The organism is Altererythrobacter sp. C41 (assembly GCF_016803135.1).
In the GTDB taxonomy this organism is placed as follows: domain Bacteria; phylum Pseudomonadota; class Alphaproteobacteria; order Sphingomonadales; family Sphingomonadaceae; genus Pelagerythrobacter.
This window is the reverse complement of the sequence record NZ_JAEVFE010000007.1, coordinates 91,701-104,925: the sequence shown is the minus strand read 5'-3', so window position 1 is coordinate 104,925 and position 13,225 is coordinate 91,701. Positions and strand designations below refer to the sequence as shown.

The 13,225-nt window shown below is 68.9% G+C and carries 12 protein-coding genes; 5 read left to right on the top strand and 7 right to left on the bottom strand.

The window, feature by feature from the left end; genetic code table 11:
- The first annotated feature begins 1 nt into the window (after nucleotide 1).
- The gene (dinB, locus tag JNO53_RS12470) at nucleotides 2-1,129 is read left to right on the top strand and encodes a DNA polymerase IV (protein WP_203111731.1); all 1,128 of its coding nucleotides are present in this window, start codon (nucleotides 2-4) and stop codon (nucleotides 1,127-1,129) included.
- Here the strand turns inward: dinB and JNO53_RS12465 are convergent.
- The 6 genes from JNO53_RS12465 to crtY all read right to left on the bottom strand — a co-directional run bounded on the left by JNO53_RS12465 (nucleotide 1,124) and on the right by crtY (nucleotide 6,201).
- Nucleotides 1,124-1,591, bottom strand: coding sequence for an NUDIX domain-containing protein (locus JNO53_RS12465; RefSeq protein WP_203111722.1), 468 nt, complete (start codon nucleotides 1,589-1,591; stop codon nucleotides 1,124-1,126). The two genes, dinB and JNO53_RS12465, sit on opposite strands and share 6 nt — an antisense overlap.
- The gene (locus JNO53_RS12460) at nucleotides 1,579-2,199 is read right to left on the bottom strand and encodes a 6-phosphogluconolactonase (protein WP_203111720.1); all 621 of its coding nucleotides are present in this window, start codon (nucleotides 2,197-2,199) and stop codon (nucleotides 1,579-1,581) included. The genes JNO53_RS12465 and JNO53_RS12460 overlap by 13 nt, the downstream gene beginning before the upstream one ends.
- 72 nt (nucleotides 2,200-2,271) lie before the next feature.
- Nucleotides 2,272-2,733 (bottom strand): Dps family protein, encoded by a 462-nt coding sequence (locus JNO53_RS12455; protein ID WP_203111718.1) that lies wholly within the window; start codon nucleotides 2,731-2,733, stop codon nucleotides 2,272-2,274.
- A gap of 102 nt (nucleotides 2,734-2,835) precedes the next feature.
- Entirely contained in the window at nucleotides 2,836-3,399 is a 564-nt protein-coding gene (locus JNO53_RS12450; protein ID WP_203111716.1) for a hypothetical protein, read from the bottom strand.
- 67 nt (nucleotides 3,400-3,466) lie between these two features.
- Nucleotides 3,467-5,026, bottom strand: coding sequence for a phytoene desaturase (locus JNO53_RS12445; protein ID WP_203111713.1), 1,560 nt, complete (start codon nucleotides 5,024-5,026; stop codon nucleotides 3,467-3,469).
- A complete protein-coding gene (gene crtY, locus JNO53_RS12440) occupies nucleotides 5,023-6,201 on the bottom strand; it encodes a lycopene beta-cyclase CrtY (RefSeq protein ID WP_203111710.1) in 1,179 nt (392 codons plus the stop codon). The genes JNO53_RS12445 and crtY overlap by 4 nt, the downstream gene beginning before the upstream one ends.
- An 87-nt stretch (nucleotides 6,202-6,288) precedes the next feature.
- On the opposite strand from crtY, the gene JNO53_RS12435 reads away from it, so the two are divergent.
- The gene (locus tag JNO53_RS12435; RefSeq protein WP_203111707.1) at nucleotides 6,289-6,879 is read left to right on the top strand and encodes a DUF2585 family protein; all 591 of its coding nucleotides are present in this window, start codon (nucleotides 6,289-6,291) and stop codon (nucleotides 6,877-6,879) included.
- A 61-nt stretch (nucleotides 6,880-6,940) separates the two neighbouring features.
- Complete coding sequence (locus JNO53_RS12430) at nucleotides 6,941-7,795, top strand: MipA/OmpV family protein (RefSeq protein WP_203111704.1); 855 nt, start codon at nucleotides 6,941-6,943, stop codon at nucleotides 7,793-7,795.
- Nucleotides 7,796-7,836: 41 nt separating this feature from the next.
- Here the strand turns inward: JNO53_RS12430 and JNO53_RS12425 are convergent, their stop codons facing one another.
- A complete protein-coding gene (locus JNO53_RS12425; protein ID WP_203111701.1) occupies nucleotides 7,837-9,876 on the bottom strand; it encodes a S9 family peptidase in 2,040 nt (679 codons plus the stop codon).
- Nucleotides 9,877-10,015: 139 nt separating this feature from the next.
- On the opposite strand from JNO53_RS12425, the gene JNO53_RS12420 reads away from it, so the two are divergent.
- Nucleotides 10,016-11,284: a metal-dependent hydrolase family protein gene (locus JNO53_RS12420; RefSeq protein WP_203111698.1), complete on the top strand. Its 1,269-nt coding sequence runs from the start codon at nucleotides 10,016-10,018 to the stop codon at nucleotides 11,282-11,284.
- Nucleotides 11,285-11,385: 101 nt separating this feature from the next.
- Nucleotides 11,386-13,218: a DUF885 domain-containing protein gene (locus JNO53_RS12415; RefSeq protein WP_203111695.1), complete on the top strand. Its 1,833-nt coding sequence runs from the start codon at nucleotides 11,386-11,388 to the stop codon at nucleotides 13,216-13,218.
- The last annotated feature ends 7 nt before the right edge of the window (nucleotides 13,219-13,225 follow it).

Below are 13,225 nucleotides of genomic sequence, written 5' to 3'. Positions count from 1 at the left end.
GATGGACGATCCGGCATATGAGGAAGGCGAGGGCGACGAGGCGCAGGGGCTGCGCAAGATCATCCATGTCGACATGGACGCCTTCTTCGCCAGCGTCGAGCAGCGCGACAACCCCGAGCTGCGCGGGAAGCCGGTGGCGGTCGGCGGATCGGGCGGGCGCGGGGTCGTCGCGGCGGCGAGTTACGAGTCGCGCAAGTTCGGCGTGCGCAGCGCGATGCCTTCGGTCACTGCCAAGCGGCTGTGCCCGGACCTGATCTTCGTCCGCGCCCGGTTCGAGGTCTACAAGGAAGTGTCGCAAGCGATCCGCGCGATCTTCCGCCACTATACCCCGCACGTCGAACCGCTGAGCCTCGACGAAGCCTATCTCGACGTCACCGACGATATCCGGGGAATCGGCTCGGCGACGCGCATTGCGCAGCTCATCCGCCAGCGTATCCGCGAGGAGACCGGACTGACGGCGAGCGCCGGCGTCTCGTACAACAAGTTCCTCGCCAAGCTCGCAAGCGACCAGAACAAGCCCGACGGGCTGTGCGTGATCCGGCCCGGCGAGGGCGCGGTGTTCGTCGCCGGCCTGCCGGTGCGCCGGTTCCACGGGATCGGCCCGAAAGGCGCGGAGAAGATGGCGCGGCTCGGGATCGCGACGGGCGCCGATCTCGCGGCGAAGGACATCGCCTTCCTGCGTGCCAACTTCGGCAGCTTTGCCGACTATCTCTACCGCGCCGCACGGGGAATCGACCTCAGGCCCGTGCGCGCCAACCGCATCCGCAAGTCGGTCGGCGGCGAGCGGACTTACGGCGAGGATATTTCGAGCGGCCATGCGCTGCGCGAGGCGCTCGACAATATCGTCGACGTCGTGTGGGAGAGCATCGAGCGCACCGGGGCGAAGGGCCGCACGGTCACGCTGAAGATGAAGTACACCGACTTCCAGATCGTCACCCGCGCGCGCAGCCTGCCGCGCAACGTGGCAGACAAGAGGGAGTTCGCGCGGCTCGGGCACGAGCTGCTGGAAGCGCTGCTGCCGCTGCCGCTTCCGATCCGCCTGATGGGATTGACGCTGTCCAACCTCGAGCAGGCCGGAAGTGCGCAGGAGCGGCCGCGCGACGAGGCGCAGCTCTCGCTGCTGCTATGACCGCTCGCGCCAGAGCGCGAGCCGGCGGCGCGTGCGTTCGCTTAGCGGTTCGGGCAGCGAGTGCGGGGGGAACAGCCGCGCCTCGATGATCTCGCGCATGTCGGGCCGCGGTTGGTCCGAGATGCGGGTCGCGAAAACATGGACCCGGTTCCGCGCGCCGTGCAGCACGGCGTCCTCGACGCCCAGCAAGGTCATCGCATTGGCCTCGCACCCGGTCTCCTCGCGCAGTTCGCGCCGCGCCGCGGCCTCCGGGTCCTCGCCCCGCCGTACGCCGCCCGTGGGGACGCACCAGCCTCCTGTGCCGTAGCTCTGGCGGACCAGCAGCAGCCGGCCTTCGATATCGCTGGCGACGATCGCGCAGCCGTTCAGCCTCGGCCGCGCCAGCCTCCACCAGACCTTTCGCACCGCATGAGCCAGGCGGTAGGCCCGGCGGTGCAGCGAAGCCGGGATCAGGCGAAGCACGTGACCGGCTGGGTCGCGGCCGCAAGCAGGCGCGCGACCGGCAGGTCGTGCTCGCCGCGCATGGCCGCTTCGAACACCGCCCGCTTGTCGCCTCCCCGGATCACGAACAGCAGCTCGTCGCTGGCGAGCAGCGAGGGGATGGTCAGCGTGACGCGGTCGAACGGCGCCTCGGGCGGCAGCGGATCGGGGGTCAGGCGGCGGATCGGCGCCGGGTCGTCCACTTGCGGATCGGTGTTGGGGAAGAGCGAGGCGATATGCCCGTCCGCCCCCATGCCGAGCCAGGCGAGCGCGAAGCGGGGCACCTGCTCCATCTCGGTCAGCGTCACGACCTCGGCGCCGAGCGGTTCGAACGCGGCGCGGATGCGGCCGGTGTTGCTGGCCGGATGATCCTCGGGAACGATCCGGTCGTCCCCCGGCCATACGAGCAGCCGCGCCCACTCGATCGGCGCGCCGGTCAGCCGCTCGAGGATCGGAAACGGAGTCGATCCGCCGGGCATGGTGATCGCCACCGGTCCCTCGTTCGCGGCGAGCGCGCGTTCGATCCGCCCGCCCAGCCACTCGGCAATCCGCGCGTCGTCCACGCCTTCGATCAGGGTTACGTCCGCCATGCGTTCTGCATAGCAAGAAACCCGCAGCGACCAAGCGTCGCCGCGGGTTTCCGGCAGCGAATACGTGTGCGCTTACTTGAGCGTCTGGGTGAGGAACCAGATGCGTTCCTCCGCCTCGTCGATCCAGTCGTCCACGACACCGCTGGTGGCATTGTCGCCGGCTTCCTCGGCCGCGTCCTTCACTTCGCCGAGGCGCGTGTGGAGCTTGCGGTTGTCGTCGCGCAGTTCCTTGACCATCGCGTCGGCATCGAGCGCGGCGTCGTCCTGATCGGAAACCTGCGTCGCCTTGGCGATCGAGCCGATCGAGGTCAGCGTGACTTCGCCGTTCTTGCGCACGCGCTCGCCGATCAGGTCGACCGTGCCGATGAGCTGCGCGGCCTGTTCGTCGAACAGGAGGTGCAGGTCGCGGAAGCGCGGACCCGCGACGTGCCAGTGGAAGTTCTTGGTCTTGACGTAGAGCGCCAGCGTATCCGCCAGCGCGCCGTTCAGCGCATCGACCAGTGCCTTTTTCGAATTGTCGCCCTTCTGGGTCATGGTCCGTCCCTTCGTTGTTCTGGAGAATGGTTCGTCTATCGAACGCGATGAGTGCCGATCGGTTTCACCGCTTTCGGGGGTTTCACTGATCGCCTCCGTCGATCATGATATGATCCCGCGCGCGGAAAGGCCGATGAACAGCGCAAGCGCGAGCGTCGCCGCGGCCAGCGTCAGCCGCATCGCGCGCAGCGGCATGCGGCGCACGAACGCCGCGCCGGCCGCCCATGCCGCCGCCAGGGCGAGCGCCCCGCCGAGCGCGCCGCCGATCCCCGCCAGCAACGGCGCTCCCGTCGCCGCGGCGATCGCGAAGACGAGGAAGCGCGCGCCGTCGCCGAACTGCTTGGCCACCAGCACGATCACGATCGCCGCGAGCGAGCGGGTCGGCTCCTCCGGCGCGGCATAGCGGGCGGGCCAGGCGAGTTCGATCGCGGCGAAGAGCAGCGCGATCGCGACCAGCATCATCTTCGCCGCATCGGGCAGCAGGTCGGAAATCACTTGCCCCGCGAGCGCCATCGCCAGCGCCGATAGCACCGCACTGACCACCGCCGCGACCAGGACCCCAGCGCCCCGCCGCGAGGCGCTGGAGAAATGCGCGACGATCAACTGGTCCCTGCTGCCGATCGTGCCCAGCAGCACCGCGACGAATGCGAAGAACAGCGAAGGCATCGCGACCGATCATGCGGGCGCGGCGCCGCGGGGACAAGCCGCTATTTTGCCATCTGCCGGAGGACCGTCAGGCAAGGTCACCGATCATCAGCCCCGCCGTCGCCTTGGCGCTGGCCACGACGCCGGGGATGCCGGCGCCCGGGTGCGTGCCGGCGCCGACGAGGTAGAAGTTGCCGATCTCGTCGTCGCGGTTGTGGGCGCGCAACCAGGCGCTCTGGGTCAGGATCGGCTCGAGGCTGAAGGCGCTGCCGAGGTGCGCGTTGAGGTCGAGCGCGAAATCGCGCGGGGCGTAGTGAAACTTGGTCACGATCCGGTCGTGGATGTCGGGGATCAGCCGCCGGCCGACTTCGTCGAGCACGCGCTTCTCCAGCACCGGGCCCATCTGCTCCCAGTCGATCGCCAGCTTGCCCATGTGGGCCACCGGGATCAGCGCGTAGAAGGTCGAGCGGCCCGGCGGCGCGAGGCTCGGATCGGTCACGGTCGGGTGGTGGAGATAGATCGAGAAGTCCGCGGGCAGCACGCCGTGCTCGTAGATGTCGGCCAGCAGGCCGCGGTAGCGCGGGCCGAACAGGACCGTGTGGTGCGGAATGCCCGGCCAGGTCCCCTCGAGCCCGAAATGGACCACGAACAGGCTCGGCGAGAACCGCTTGCGCGCGAGCTTGCGGGCATAGCTCGCCCCGCGCCGGGTGCCGCGCAGCAGATCGCGGTAGGTGTGCATCAGGTCAGCATTGCTGGCGACCGCGTCGAAGCTCTCGCGCCAGCCGCAGGCCGTCTCGACTTCGGTCGCGCGGTTGCCGATCGTGTGCACGCGGGTGACCGCCTCCCCCAGCCGCACGGTCCCGCCGAGCCGCTCGAAGTGCCGCACCATGCCCGCCACTAGCCGGTTGGTGCCGCCCCGCGCCCACCACACGCCGCCGTCCCGCTCCAGCTTGTGGATCAGCGCGTAGATCGCGCTCGCGGTCATCGGATTGCCGCCGACCAGCAGCGTGTGGAAGCTGAACGCCTCGCGCAGCTTCTCGTCCTCGATGAAGCGCGAGACGATCGAATAGACGGAGCGCCAGGCCTGGTGCTGCATCAGCGTCGGCGCGGCCTTGAGCATCGACTTGAAGTCGAGGAACGGCACGGTGCCGAACCGCTGGTAGCCGTCGCGATAGACGCCCGCCGAATAGGCGAGGAATTCCTGATAGCCGGCGAGGTCGGCGGCGTTGACCTTGGCGATCTCCGCATTGAGGCTCGCCTCGTCGTTCGAATAGTCGAAGGTGACCCCATCGGGCCAGTTGAGGCGGTAGAAGGGGGAAACCTTCAGCAGTTCGACGTCTTCGGCCATGTCGTGGCCCGACAGCGTCCACAGCTCGCGCAGGCTGGCGGGGTCCGTGATCACGGTCGGCCCGGCGTCGAAGGTGAAGCCCTCGCGCTCCCACACGTAAGCCCGCCCGCCCGGCTTGTCGCGGGCCTCGACCACCGTGGTCGCTATCCCCGCCGATTGCAGCCGGATCGCGAGCGCCAGCCCGCCGAAGCCCGCGCCGATCACGCAGACGCGCTTGTTCCCCAGCGGGGCGGGCGCGGCCTGCGTCTCTTCCGCGGAAAGCTCCGGAAGGAAGGAAGGCTGGGTTTCGGATTCGCTCATCGGCGGGGACCTTGCAGCGGCGCACCCTTGCGTGCAAGCGCGGCTATTGCACGGTTCACCGGAACCGGCGGACGGCCGAGCAGCACGCGCGCCCTGTCGCCGAGCGTGGAACGGCCCGCGTAGAAGCGCTCGATCAGCCCTTCCGGCAGGCGGTAGAAGCGCTCGAACACGCGGTAGCGCGCCTCTGGCCGGGCCGCTCCGAACAGCATCGCCCCAAGCCGGCGGTAGAAGCGCATGCGGCCCCACAGCCGCTTCGCGCGCGCGTCGAGCAAGGCGGCGAGCTGGTCGCCGGGCAACTGTGCCTCGTCCGCCACGGCAAGCGCAGTCTCGACCGCGAAGGGGAGGGTATAGCTCGTCAGCGGATGGAGGAACCCGCCGCGTGCCCCGGCGCGGGCGACCCCGGCCACGGCCGTCTCGCGCTGCCAGGCGGCGAAGTCGCCCCCGGTGATCACCGGCAGCACCCCGCTCTCACCGCCGAGAATCTCGCCCTCGAACCCGTGCTGCAGGCAATAACGGTCGATGCGCGCGGACAGCGCGCTGCGGTCGAGCTCGGGCGTGTCCTGATAATAAGTGTCCTCGACGAACAGCTCGTCGGCGCCGAGCGGGAGGACGTAGACAAAGCGGTAGCCGCGCTGCTCGACCGTGGCGTCCATCACGATCGGTCGGGCGATGCCGTGCGGCCGGGCGGTGCGCAGATGGCGGCCCATGAAGACCTGCCATCCGCCGCGCAGTCGCGCGCTCGGCACGAAACCCCGGCAGTCGATCACCGCGCGCGCCGCGATCCGCTCCCCGCCCGCCAGCGTCACGCCCTCGGCATCGAGCGCCGCAACCGCACGTCCGGTCAGCACCGCCCCCTGCGGCAATTCGCGCCGCAACCCGGCGTCGAACTCGGCGGAGGAAAGCGAGTTGTACCGCGTGCGCAGCCCCCGAAAATAGGCGGGAAAGCGCACCTCGTAACCGCCCCACGCAGTCGTGCGGAACCGCGCGAGCAGTGCTGCGCCCTCCGCGTCGAGATCGCTGGCGAACCAGCTCCACCGGTGATTGCCGCCCAGCACCTCGCCCTGCTCGATCAGCAGCACCGGCATGCCGGGATCGCGGCGATGCAGCGCCAGCGCGACCAATCCCCCGGCGAGCCCGCCGCCGACGATCGCAATGTCCACCCTGCGCCCGCTCATACCCTCGGCCTAAGGCCCTTTCGCCAGCCGGGCAATCGCCGCGTCGGTACGCTTGTGCGTGCGGAACCTTGTGGCACAAGGGCGCGCATGCAGCTGTCGCTCCTCCCGCATCGCAAGGCCATCCTCGCCACGGCGGCCGTCTTTCTCGCGAGCGCCGCGATCCTGATCGCGATGGACCGCCCGCCGATCTGCGAATGCGGCACGGTCAAGCTGTGGCACGGCGTGGTGCAGTCGAGCGAGAACAGCCAGCACCTGACCGATTGGTACAGCCCGAGCCATTTCACCCACGGCCTCATCATGTTCTTCCTCGCCTGGCTGCTGTGGGACAAGTGGCGCCTGCTGGGCGGCGCGGCGGCGCGCTGGGCGCTGCCGATCGCAGTCGTGATCGAGGCCGCGTGGGAGATCATGGAGAACACCCCCATGGTGATCGACCGCTACCGCGAGGTGACGATCAGTTGGGGCTATGCCGGCGACAGCGTGGTCAACTCGCTGGCCGATATCGGCTGGATGATCGCGGGCTTCCTTGTCGCCGCGCGCATCCCGTGGCAGGCGAGCCTGGCGATCGCGCTGTTCTTCGAAGCCTTCACGGCCTGGGCGATCCGTGACAATCTGACGCTCAACGTGCTGATGCTGTTCTGGCCGCTCGAAGCGGTCCGACAGTGGCAGGGCATGGTGTGAGGTGACAGGAACGCGCCGCACGGTTGCACGTTGCAACTTCAACGATAGCGGGGATTTTTTCATGAGAACGACACTTCTGGCCGCAGGCGGCGCGCTTGCCGTGTTCGCCTGTCCGGCTCTGGCGCAAGACAGCGAGGGGCCGCCGCCCTCGGAGCAGACCACCGTCTACGACGGCGACTGGGTCACCGTGGGCGCGGGCGCTGTCTATGCGCCGAGCTACGACGGGTCGGACGACTACGTGATCTTCCCGGTGCCGATGGTCATGGGGCAGATCGGCCCCGTCGGCATCAGCCCGCGCGGCGGCGGCATCGCGCTCGACTTCATCCCGGATCCGGAAGAGGGCGTGGCCTTCGATCTCGGCGTGGCCGTCGGTCTCAACTCCAACCGTGCCGACAAGATCAAGGATCCGGTGGTCAAGGCGGCGGGCGAACTCGACCGCGCAGTCGAGATCGGGCCGAGCGCGGGAATCAGCATCCCGGGCGTTCTCAATCCCTACGACAGCCTGTCGTTCAATCTCGACGCGCGATGGGACGTGGCCGGCGCGCACGACGGCATGGTGATGAGCCCGGGCCTGTCCTACTTCACCCCGCTCAGCCGCGGCATGGCCGGGGCGCTCGCGCTCAGCGCCGAGTATGTCGACGACAGCTATGCCGACTACTACTACTCGGTCTCGCCGACGCAGAGCGCGGCCAGTGGCCTGCCGCTCTATCAGGCGGAGGGCGGCTTCACCAAGGCGGGCGCGACCGCGCTGCTGGCGATGGATCTCGACGGCAATCTGGCCAACGGCGGCATCTCGCTGTTCGGCGTCGGCGGCTATTCGCGCATGCTGGGCGACGCCAAGCGCACGCCGTACACCAGCCTGCGCGGCGACGCGGACCAGTTCTTCGCCGCCCTCGGCGTCGGCTACACCTTCTAGCCGAAGGGAGAGGGGCGCGGCCGCAACCGCGCCCCTTTCCGTCACTTCTCCGCCGTCTCGATCGCCAGCTCGGGCCGCGGGGCGGGGAGCGGGGCGTCGCGGTCGCCGGTCTTCAGATAAGTGTCGAACCACTCCATCATCCGCACGTTGTAGTCGTAGCGCGCGGCGGCCTTTGAGTTGCCGTGGCCCTCGCCGGGATAGAGCACCAGCCGCACCGGCGTGTCGGGCTTGCGCGTCTTGATGTGGCGGTAGAGCTCATAGCTCTGCGTCGGCGAGACGCGCGTGTCGCTGTCGCCGTGCATGATCAGCAGCGGGGTCTCCGCCTTGTCGACATGGTAGATCGGGCTGCGTTCGAGCAGGTGATCCCATTCCTCCCACGGCCACTTGCGCTCGTGCACGAGATACATCTCGTTGGGAATGTCGGTCGTGCCGAACTTGCTGATGTTGTTGGAAATGCCGACGAACATGACCCCCGCGGCGAATTCCTGCGAGTAGTAGGTCGAGCCCCAGGCGGTGGCGAAACCGCCGTAGGAGCCGCCGGTGATGCCCACGCGGTCGGGATCGGCGATCCCGGCCTCGACCAGCGCGCGCTTGCCGTCGACCAGGTCGTCGAATTCCTTGCCCGCATAGTCGGCCTGATGCTGCTTGGCGAAAGCGACGCCGTAGCCGGTCGAGCCGCGGTAGTTCGGGATGAACACCGCGTAGCCCTGGCCAGCCGCCACCTGGCCGGGCGAGCTGTAATGCGTCTGCCAACCGTTCGTTTCGTGTGCCTCGGGCCCGCCGTGGACGTCGAAGATCACCGGCGATCCGCCGCGCGCGGGGCCGCCGACCGGCTCGATCAGCACGCCTTCGATCGCCTGCCCGTCGCGCGCGGTGTAGGTGAAGGTGCGCTGCTCGCCCATGTCGATCTCGGCCAGCCACGGGTTGTGCCGGGTCCAGCGGGTGAACCGGCCGTCGGCCATCACGAACAGCTCGGGCGGATGCTCGGGGGAGTGACCCTCGACCGCGATCGTGTTCCCGCCGACTTCCAGATCGCTCAGGATCAGCGCGCCCGGGTCGTGCTCTTCCAGCAGCGTGCCGTCGGCCGAATAGATGCGCAGCACGCTCTGCGTGCCCACGTCGACGATCGCGGCGAGCCGCCCGTCGGGCAGGAACTCGGCATCGTTGGCCGCCTCGGCCGCGCCGGCGTTGAGCGCGCGGTATTCGCCGGTCGCGACGTCCGCGAGGTGCAGCGTGGTCGTTGCCGGATCGTGCGCGTCGACCCCGGCGATCAGCGCGATCCGGCGGCCATCGGGCGAGATCTCGACGTCGCCCAGCTTGCCCGGCGTCTCGACCACTTCGATCACCCGGCCGCTGGCGAGGTCGATTACGTGCACCCGCTTGGAGGTGTAGCTGTCGTCGACCCGCGGCGAAGGCGCACTCTCGACGATCGCGGTCGTGCCCCCCGGCGCGACCTGGATCGCGCTGACGTGGCCGGGGACGGCGACGGGCTTGGGCGCGGCGTCGACCTCCGTTCCGACCCGTGCGGCGAACAGGCGGTTGAGCTTGGCTTCCTCCTCGTACACCACCGCGTCGAACCCGGCTTCCTTGCGCTTGTCGAGCGCCTCGTCGGGTGCCGCGCCGGCCAGCAGGTAAAGGGTCGCGCCGTCGGGCGACCAGGCGTAGTCGCGCACGTCGGCCTCGGCGACTTCGGCCAGCTTGCGGTGCCCGCCGCCATCGACCGGAATGGCCCAGACCGCGCGCTTCTCGTCCTCGGCGGTGTAGAGGAAGCTGATCGTCGTCCCGTCGGGCGAGAAGCGGACGGTCGAGACGTTCATGCCCGCGGGCAGGAAGGCACGCACGCTGTCGGGCCCGTAGGTGAGCTTGAGCTGCTGCTTCGTCGTCCCGTTTTCCTCGCCTTCGGTCACGTCGGGCAGGCGGGCGGTGGTGAAGGCGACGCGGCTGCCGTCGGGCGAGACCGTCAGCTCGCCCAGGCTTTCCATCTTCGCAACATCCTCGGGCGTCATGGGCCGCGCGGCGGCGGTGGCGGCGATCGAGGCGGAGCCGAGCAGGGCGGCGAGGGCAAGCAGCTTGCGGGGCATGCGGGGAAATTCCTTTCAACTGAAACCGGCTGCCCCGGTCATACAGTCTCTCGCGCCGAGGGCAACGGCAGGCCGTGCCGCTCTTGCGCCGGAGCGCGGGGCGAGGCATCACCCCACCACCACGGGGAGAGAACCACAGATGAAATTCAAAGCCCTGCTTGCCGCCGCCGGCGCGCTCGTCGCCACGCCCGCGCTGGCCGAAACCGTCGTGATCCACGCCGGTTCGGTTGTCACCGACGCCGCGAGCGAGCCGCGCGGCCCGTCCACCATCACGGTGACCGACGGCCGCATCGTCTCGATCGCCGACGGCATCCAGCCCGCGCCCGCCGGGGCCGAAGTCGTCGCGCTGACCGACAAGACCGTGCTGCCGGGCCTGATCGACCTCCACGTCCATCTCACCGGCGACCCGGGCGGCGACTTCTGGAAGGAAGCGGTCGAGCCCGACGAGTGGGGCGTCGTCGTCGGCGCCAAGAACGCGCGGCTGACTGCGCTCGCCGGCTTCACCACGGTGCGCGAGGCGGGGAGCAGCCAGCACTCCGGCTTCTCGCTGCGCCGCGGGACGGCCGAGGGGATGATCGCCGGTCCGCGGATCATCGCCGCCGGCCCGGCGCTCGCGATCGTCGGCGGCCACGGCGACGTCACCGGCTTCCGGCCCGAGATCAACCAGATCCTCGCCTCCGGCTATGCCTGCACCGGCGCGGTCGAATGCGCGGAGAAAGTCCGCCGCGCGAGCCAGAACGGGGCCGACTGGATCAAGATCACCGCCACCGGCGGCGTGCTCAGCCAGCAGGGCCGCGGCCTCGGCGCGCACTTCACCAGCGAGGAGATGGAGGCGATCGCCGACACCGCGCACTCGCTCGGCCTCAAGGTCATGGCCCACGCGCACGGCGCGCGCGGGATCGAGGCGGCGAGCGTGGCGGGGATCGATACGATCGAGCACGGCACTTACCTCGACGACGGCGCGATCAAGGCGATGAAGGAAAACGGCACCGTGCTCGTGCCCACGCTGATGGCGTTCCAGGGCATTTCCGAACGGCTCGGCACCGGCACTTATACCCCGGTGGTGGAGGAGAAAGTCCGCGCCGTGGCGGAAGCCGCCAAGGTCTTCATGGGCAAGGCGCGCGACGCCGGCGTGACGATCGCCTTCGGCACCGATTCGGGCGTGTTCGAGCACGGCCGCAACGCGCAGGAATTCCGCCTGATGATGGGCCAGGGCATGACGAGCCGCGAGGCGTTCGCCGCCGCGACGACCGTGGCCGCCGAAGTGCTCGAGATGGAAAACGAGATCGGCCGCCTCGCCCCCGGCTACTCGGCCGACATCATCGCGGTCGACGGCAACCCGCTGGAGGACGCCACCGTGCTCGAGAACGTGGACTGGGTCATGGTCCGCGGCCGCGTGATCGAATAACCGCTCGTCGACCTGCGGGCTCCGCTCATCGAAGCGCGCCCGCCCAGGGCGCGCGGCCGTCCTAATGCTGGCCGCATAGAACGATTCAGGGGAGATCTCGCATGACCAAGCTTCGCCTCGCGCTCGCCGCGACCACCGCGCTGTCGCTCGCCGCCGCCGTGCCGGCCGTGCCGGCCTTCGCGCAGAGCGACACGCCGCCCGCACCTGCCGCGAACGACGCCCAGTCGGAGCACGACCGGCTCTTCGCCTTGTTCGCGGCGGCGGACGAGAAGCATCTCGAACTCAATCCGATCTTCGCGCTGTTCCGCGGCGACATGCGCTACGCCGACCGGCTCGGCGGCTTCCTGACCGACGAATACAACGCGCAGACCGTCGCCCATGCGCGCGAGAACCTCGCCGCGCTGGGGCAGATCGACCGCGCGGCGCTGAACGAGACCGACCGCATCGCCTACGACGTGTTCGAATACAACCAGCAGGAAACGCTCAAGGATTACGCGCCCGAAGTCCTAGCGCTGACCGAGACGCGCCCGATCAACCACTTCGCCGGCTTCCACACCTTCTACCCGACCTTCGCCAGCGGGCAGGGTGCCGCGCCGTTCAAGACGCTGGAGGACTACGAGAACAACCTCAAGCGCCATGCCGAATACGTGGAGCTGATCGACCGCTCGATCGCCAAGTTCCGCGAAGGCCAGGCGGCAGGCGTCTACGAGACCAAGCTGACCATCGGCAACGTGATCGAGCAGCTCGACACCCAGCTCGCCATGCCGATCGAGGAATCGCCGCTCTGGGGCCCGGTCACGATGTTTCCGGAGGGGATCGCCGATGCCGACAAGGCGCGGCTGACGGAGGAGTACCGCACCTCGGTCGAGGCGATCAACGCCGTCCACACGCGCCTGCGCGACTACTTGCGCGACGAGTATCTGCCGCAGGCGCGCGACAGCGTCGGCCTCAGCCAGATGAAGGGCGGCGCCAAGCTCTACGAGCACATGATCGAGAGCACGACCACGCTGCCGCTGACCGCCGACTATATCCACGAACTCGGCCTCGGCGAGGTCGCGCGGATCAAGACCGAGCTGGAAAAGATCAAGGCCGAGGTGGGCTTCGAAGGCACGCTCAACGAATTCTTCGACTACGTCCGTACCGATCCCAAGTTCAAGCCGGAGAGCCGCGAGGCGCTGACGCAGACCTTCTACGATATCGGCAAGCAGGTCGACGCGAAGATCGGCGACTACTTCTCGCTCGTCCCCAAGACCCCGCTCGAGATCAAGCCTTACGAGCCGTTCCGCGAGAAGTTCGAGGCCGGCGGATCGTACATGCCCGGCGCGCCCGACGGATCGCGACCCGGCACGTTCTACTTCAACGCCTACGACCTGCCGAGCCGGCTGACGCCCGGCAACGTCACGCTCTACCTGCACGAGGGCGCGCCGGGACACCACTTCCAGATCAGCCTCGCGCAGGAGAACGAGGCGCTGCCCGCCTTCATGCGCTTCGGCGGCAACACCGCCTATGTCGAGGGCTGGGGACTCTATGCCGAGACGCTCGGCTACGAGATGGGCTTCTTCGACGATCCCTGGAACCGCTACGGCACGCTGCAGGACGAACAGCTCCGCGCCATGCGGCTGGTGGTCGACAGCGGCATCCACGCCAAGGGCTGGACCCGCGATCAGGCGATCGACTTCATGCTTCAGAATTCGGGCATGACCCGCACCGAAGTCGTCGCCGAGGTCGAGCGCTACATCGCGATCCCGAGCCAGGCGCTCGCCTACAAGATCGGCGCGCTCAAGATCCAGGAACTGCGCGAGAAGGCCGAAACCGCGCTGGGCGACAACTTCGACATCAAGGCATTCCACGCCCAGGTGCTCGGCACCGGCCCGCTGCCGCTGCCGGTGCTGGAAAAGAAGATCGACGACTGGATCGCCGCTGGCGGCGCCTGACGCGCGG

Excerpts from the sequence above, each read along its gene's own strand:
- dinB (WP_203111731.1), top strand. The coding sequence starts at position 2 with ATGGACGATCCGGCATATGAGGAAGGCGAGGGCGACGAGGCGCAGGGG.
- JNO53_RS12460 (WP_203111720.1), bottom strand. The coding sequence starts at position 2,199 with ATGGCGGACGTAACCCTGATCGAAGGCGTGGACGACGCGCGGATTGCC.
- JNO53_RS12455 (WP_203111718.1), bottom strand. The coding sequence starts at position 2,733 with ATGACCCAGAAGGGCGACAATTCGAAAAAGGCACTGGTCGATGCGCTG.
- JNO53_RS12450 (WP_203111716.1), bottom strand. The coding sequence starts at position 3,399 with ATGCCTTCGCTGTTCTTCGCATTCGTCGCGGTGCTGCTGGGCACGATC.
- JNO53_RS12445 (WP_203111713.1), bottom strand. The coding sequence starts at position 5,026 with ATGAGCGAATCCGAAACCCAGCCTTCCTTCCTTCCGGAGCTTTCCGCG.
- crtY (WP_203111710.1), bottom strand. The coding sequence starts at position 6,201 with ATGAGCGGGCGCAGGGTGGACATTGCGATCGTCGGCGGCGGGCTCGCC.
- JNO53_RS12435 (WP_203111707.1), top strand. The coding sequence starts at position 6,289 with ATGCAGCTGTCGCTCCTCCCGCATCGCAAGGCCATCCTCGCCACGGCG.
- JNO53_RS12430 (WP_203111704.1), top strand. The coding sequence starts at position 6,941 with ATGAGAACGACACTTCTGGCCGCAGGCGGCGCGCTTGCCGTGTTCGCC.
- JNO53_RS12425 (WP_203111701.1), bottom strand. The coding sequence starts at position 9,876 with ATGCCCCGCAAGCTGCTTGCCCTCGCCGCCCTGCTCGGCTCCGCCTCG.
- JNO53_RS12420 (WP_203111698.1), top strand. The coding sequence starts at position 10,016 with ATGAAATTCAAAGCCCTGCTTGCCGCCGCCGGCGCGCTCGTCGCCACG.
- JNO53_RS12415 (WP_203111695.1), top strand. The coding sequence starts at position 11,386 with ATGACCAAGCTTCGCCTCGCGCTCGCCGCGACCACCGCGCTGTCGCTC.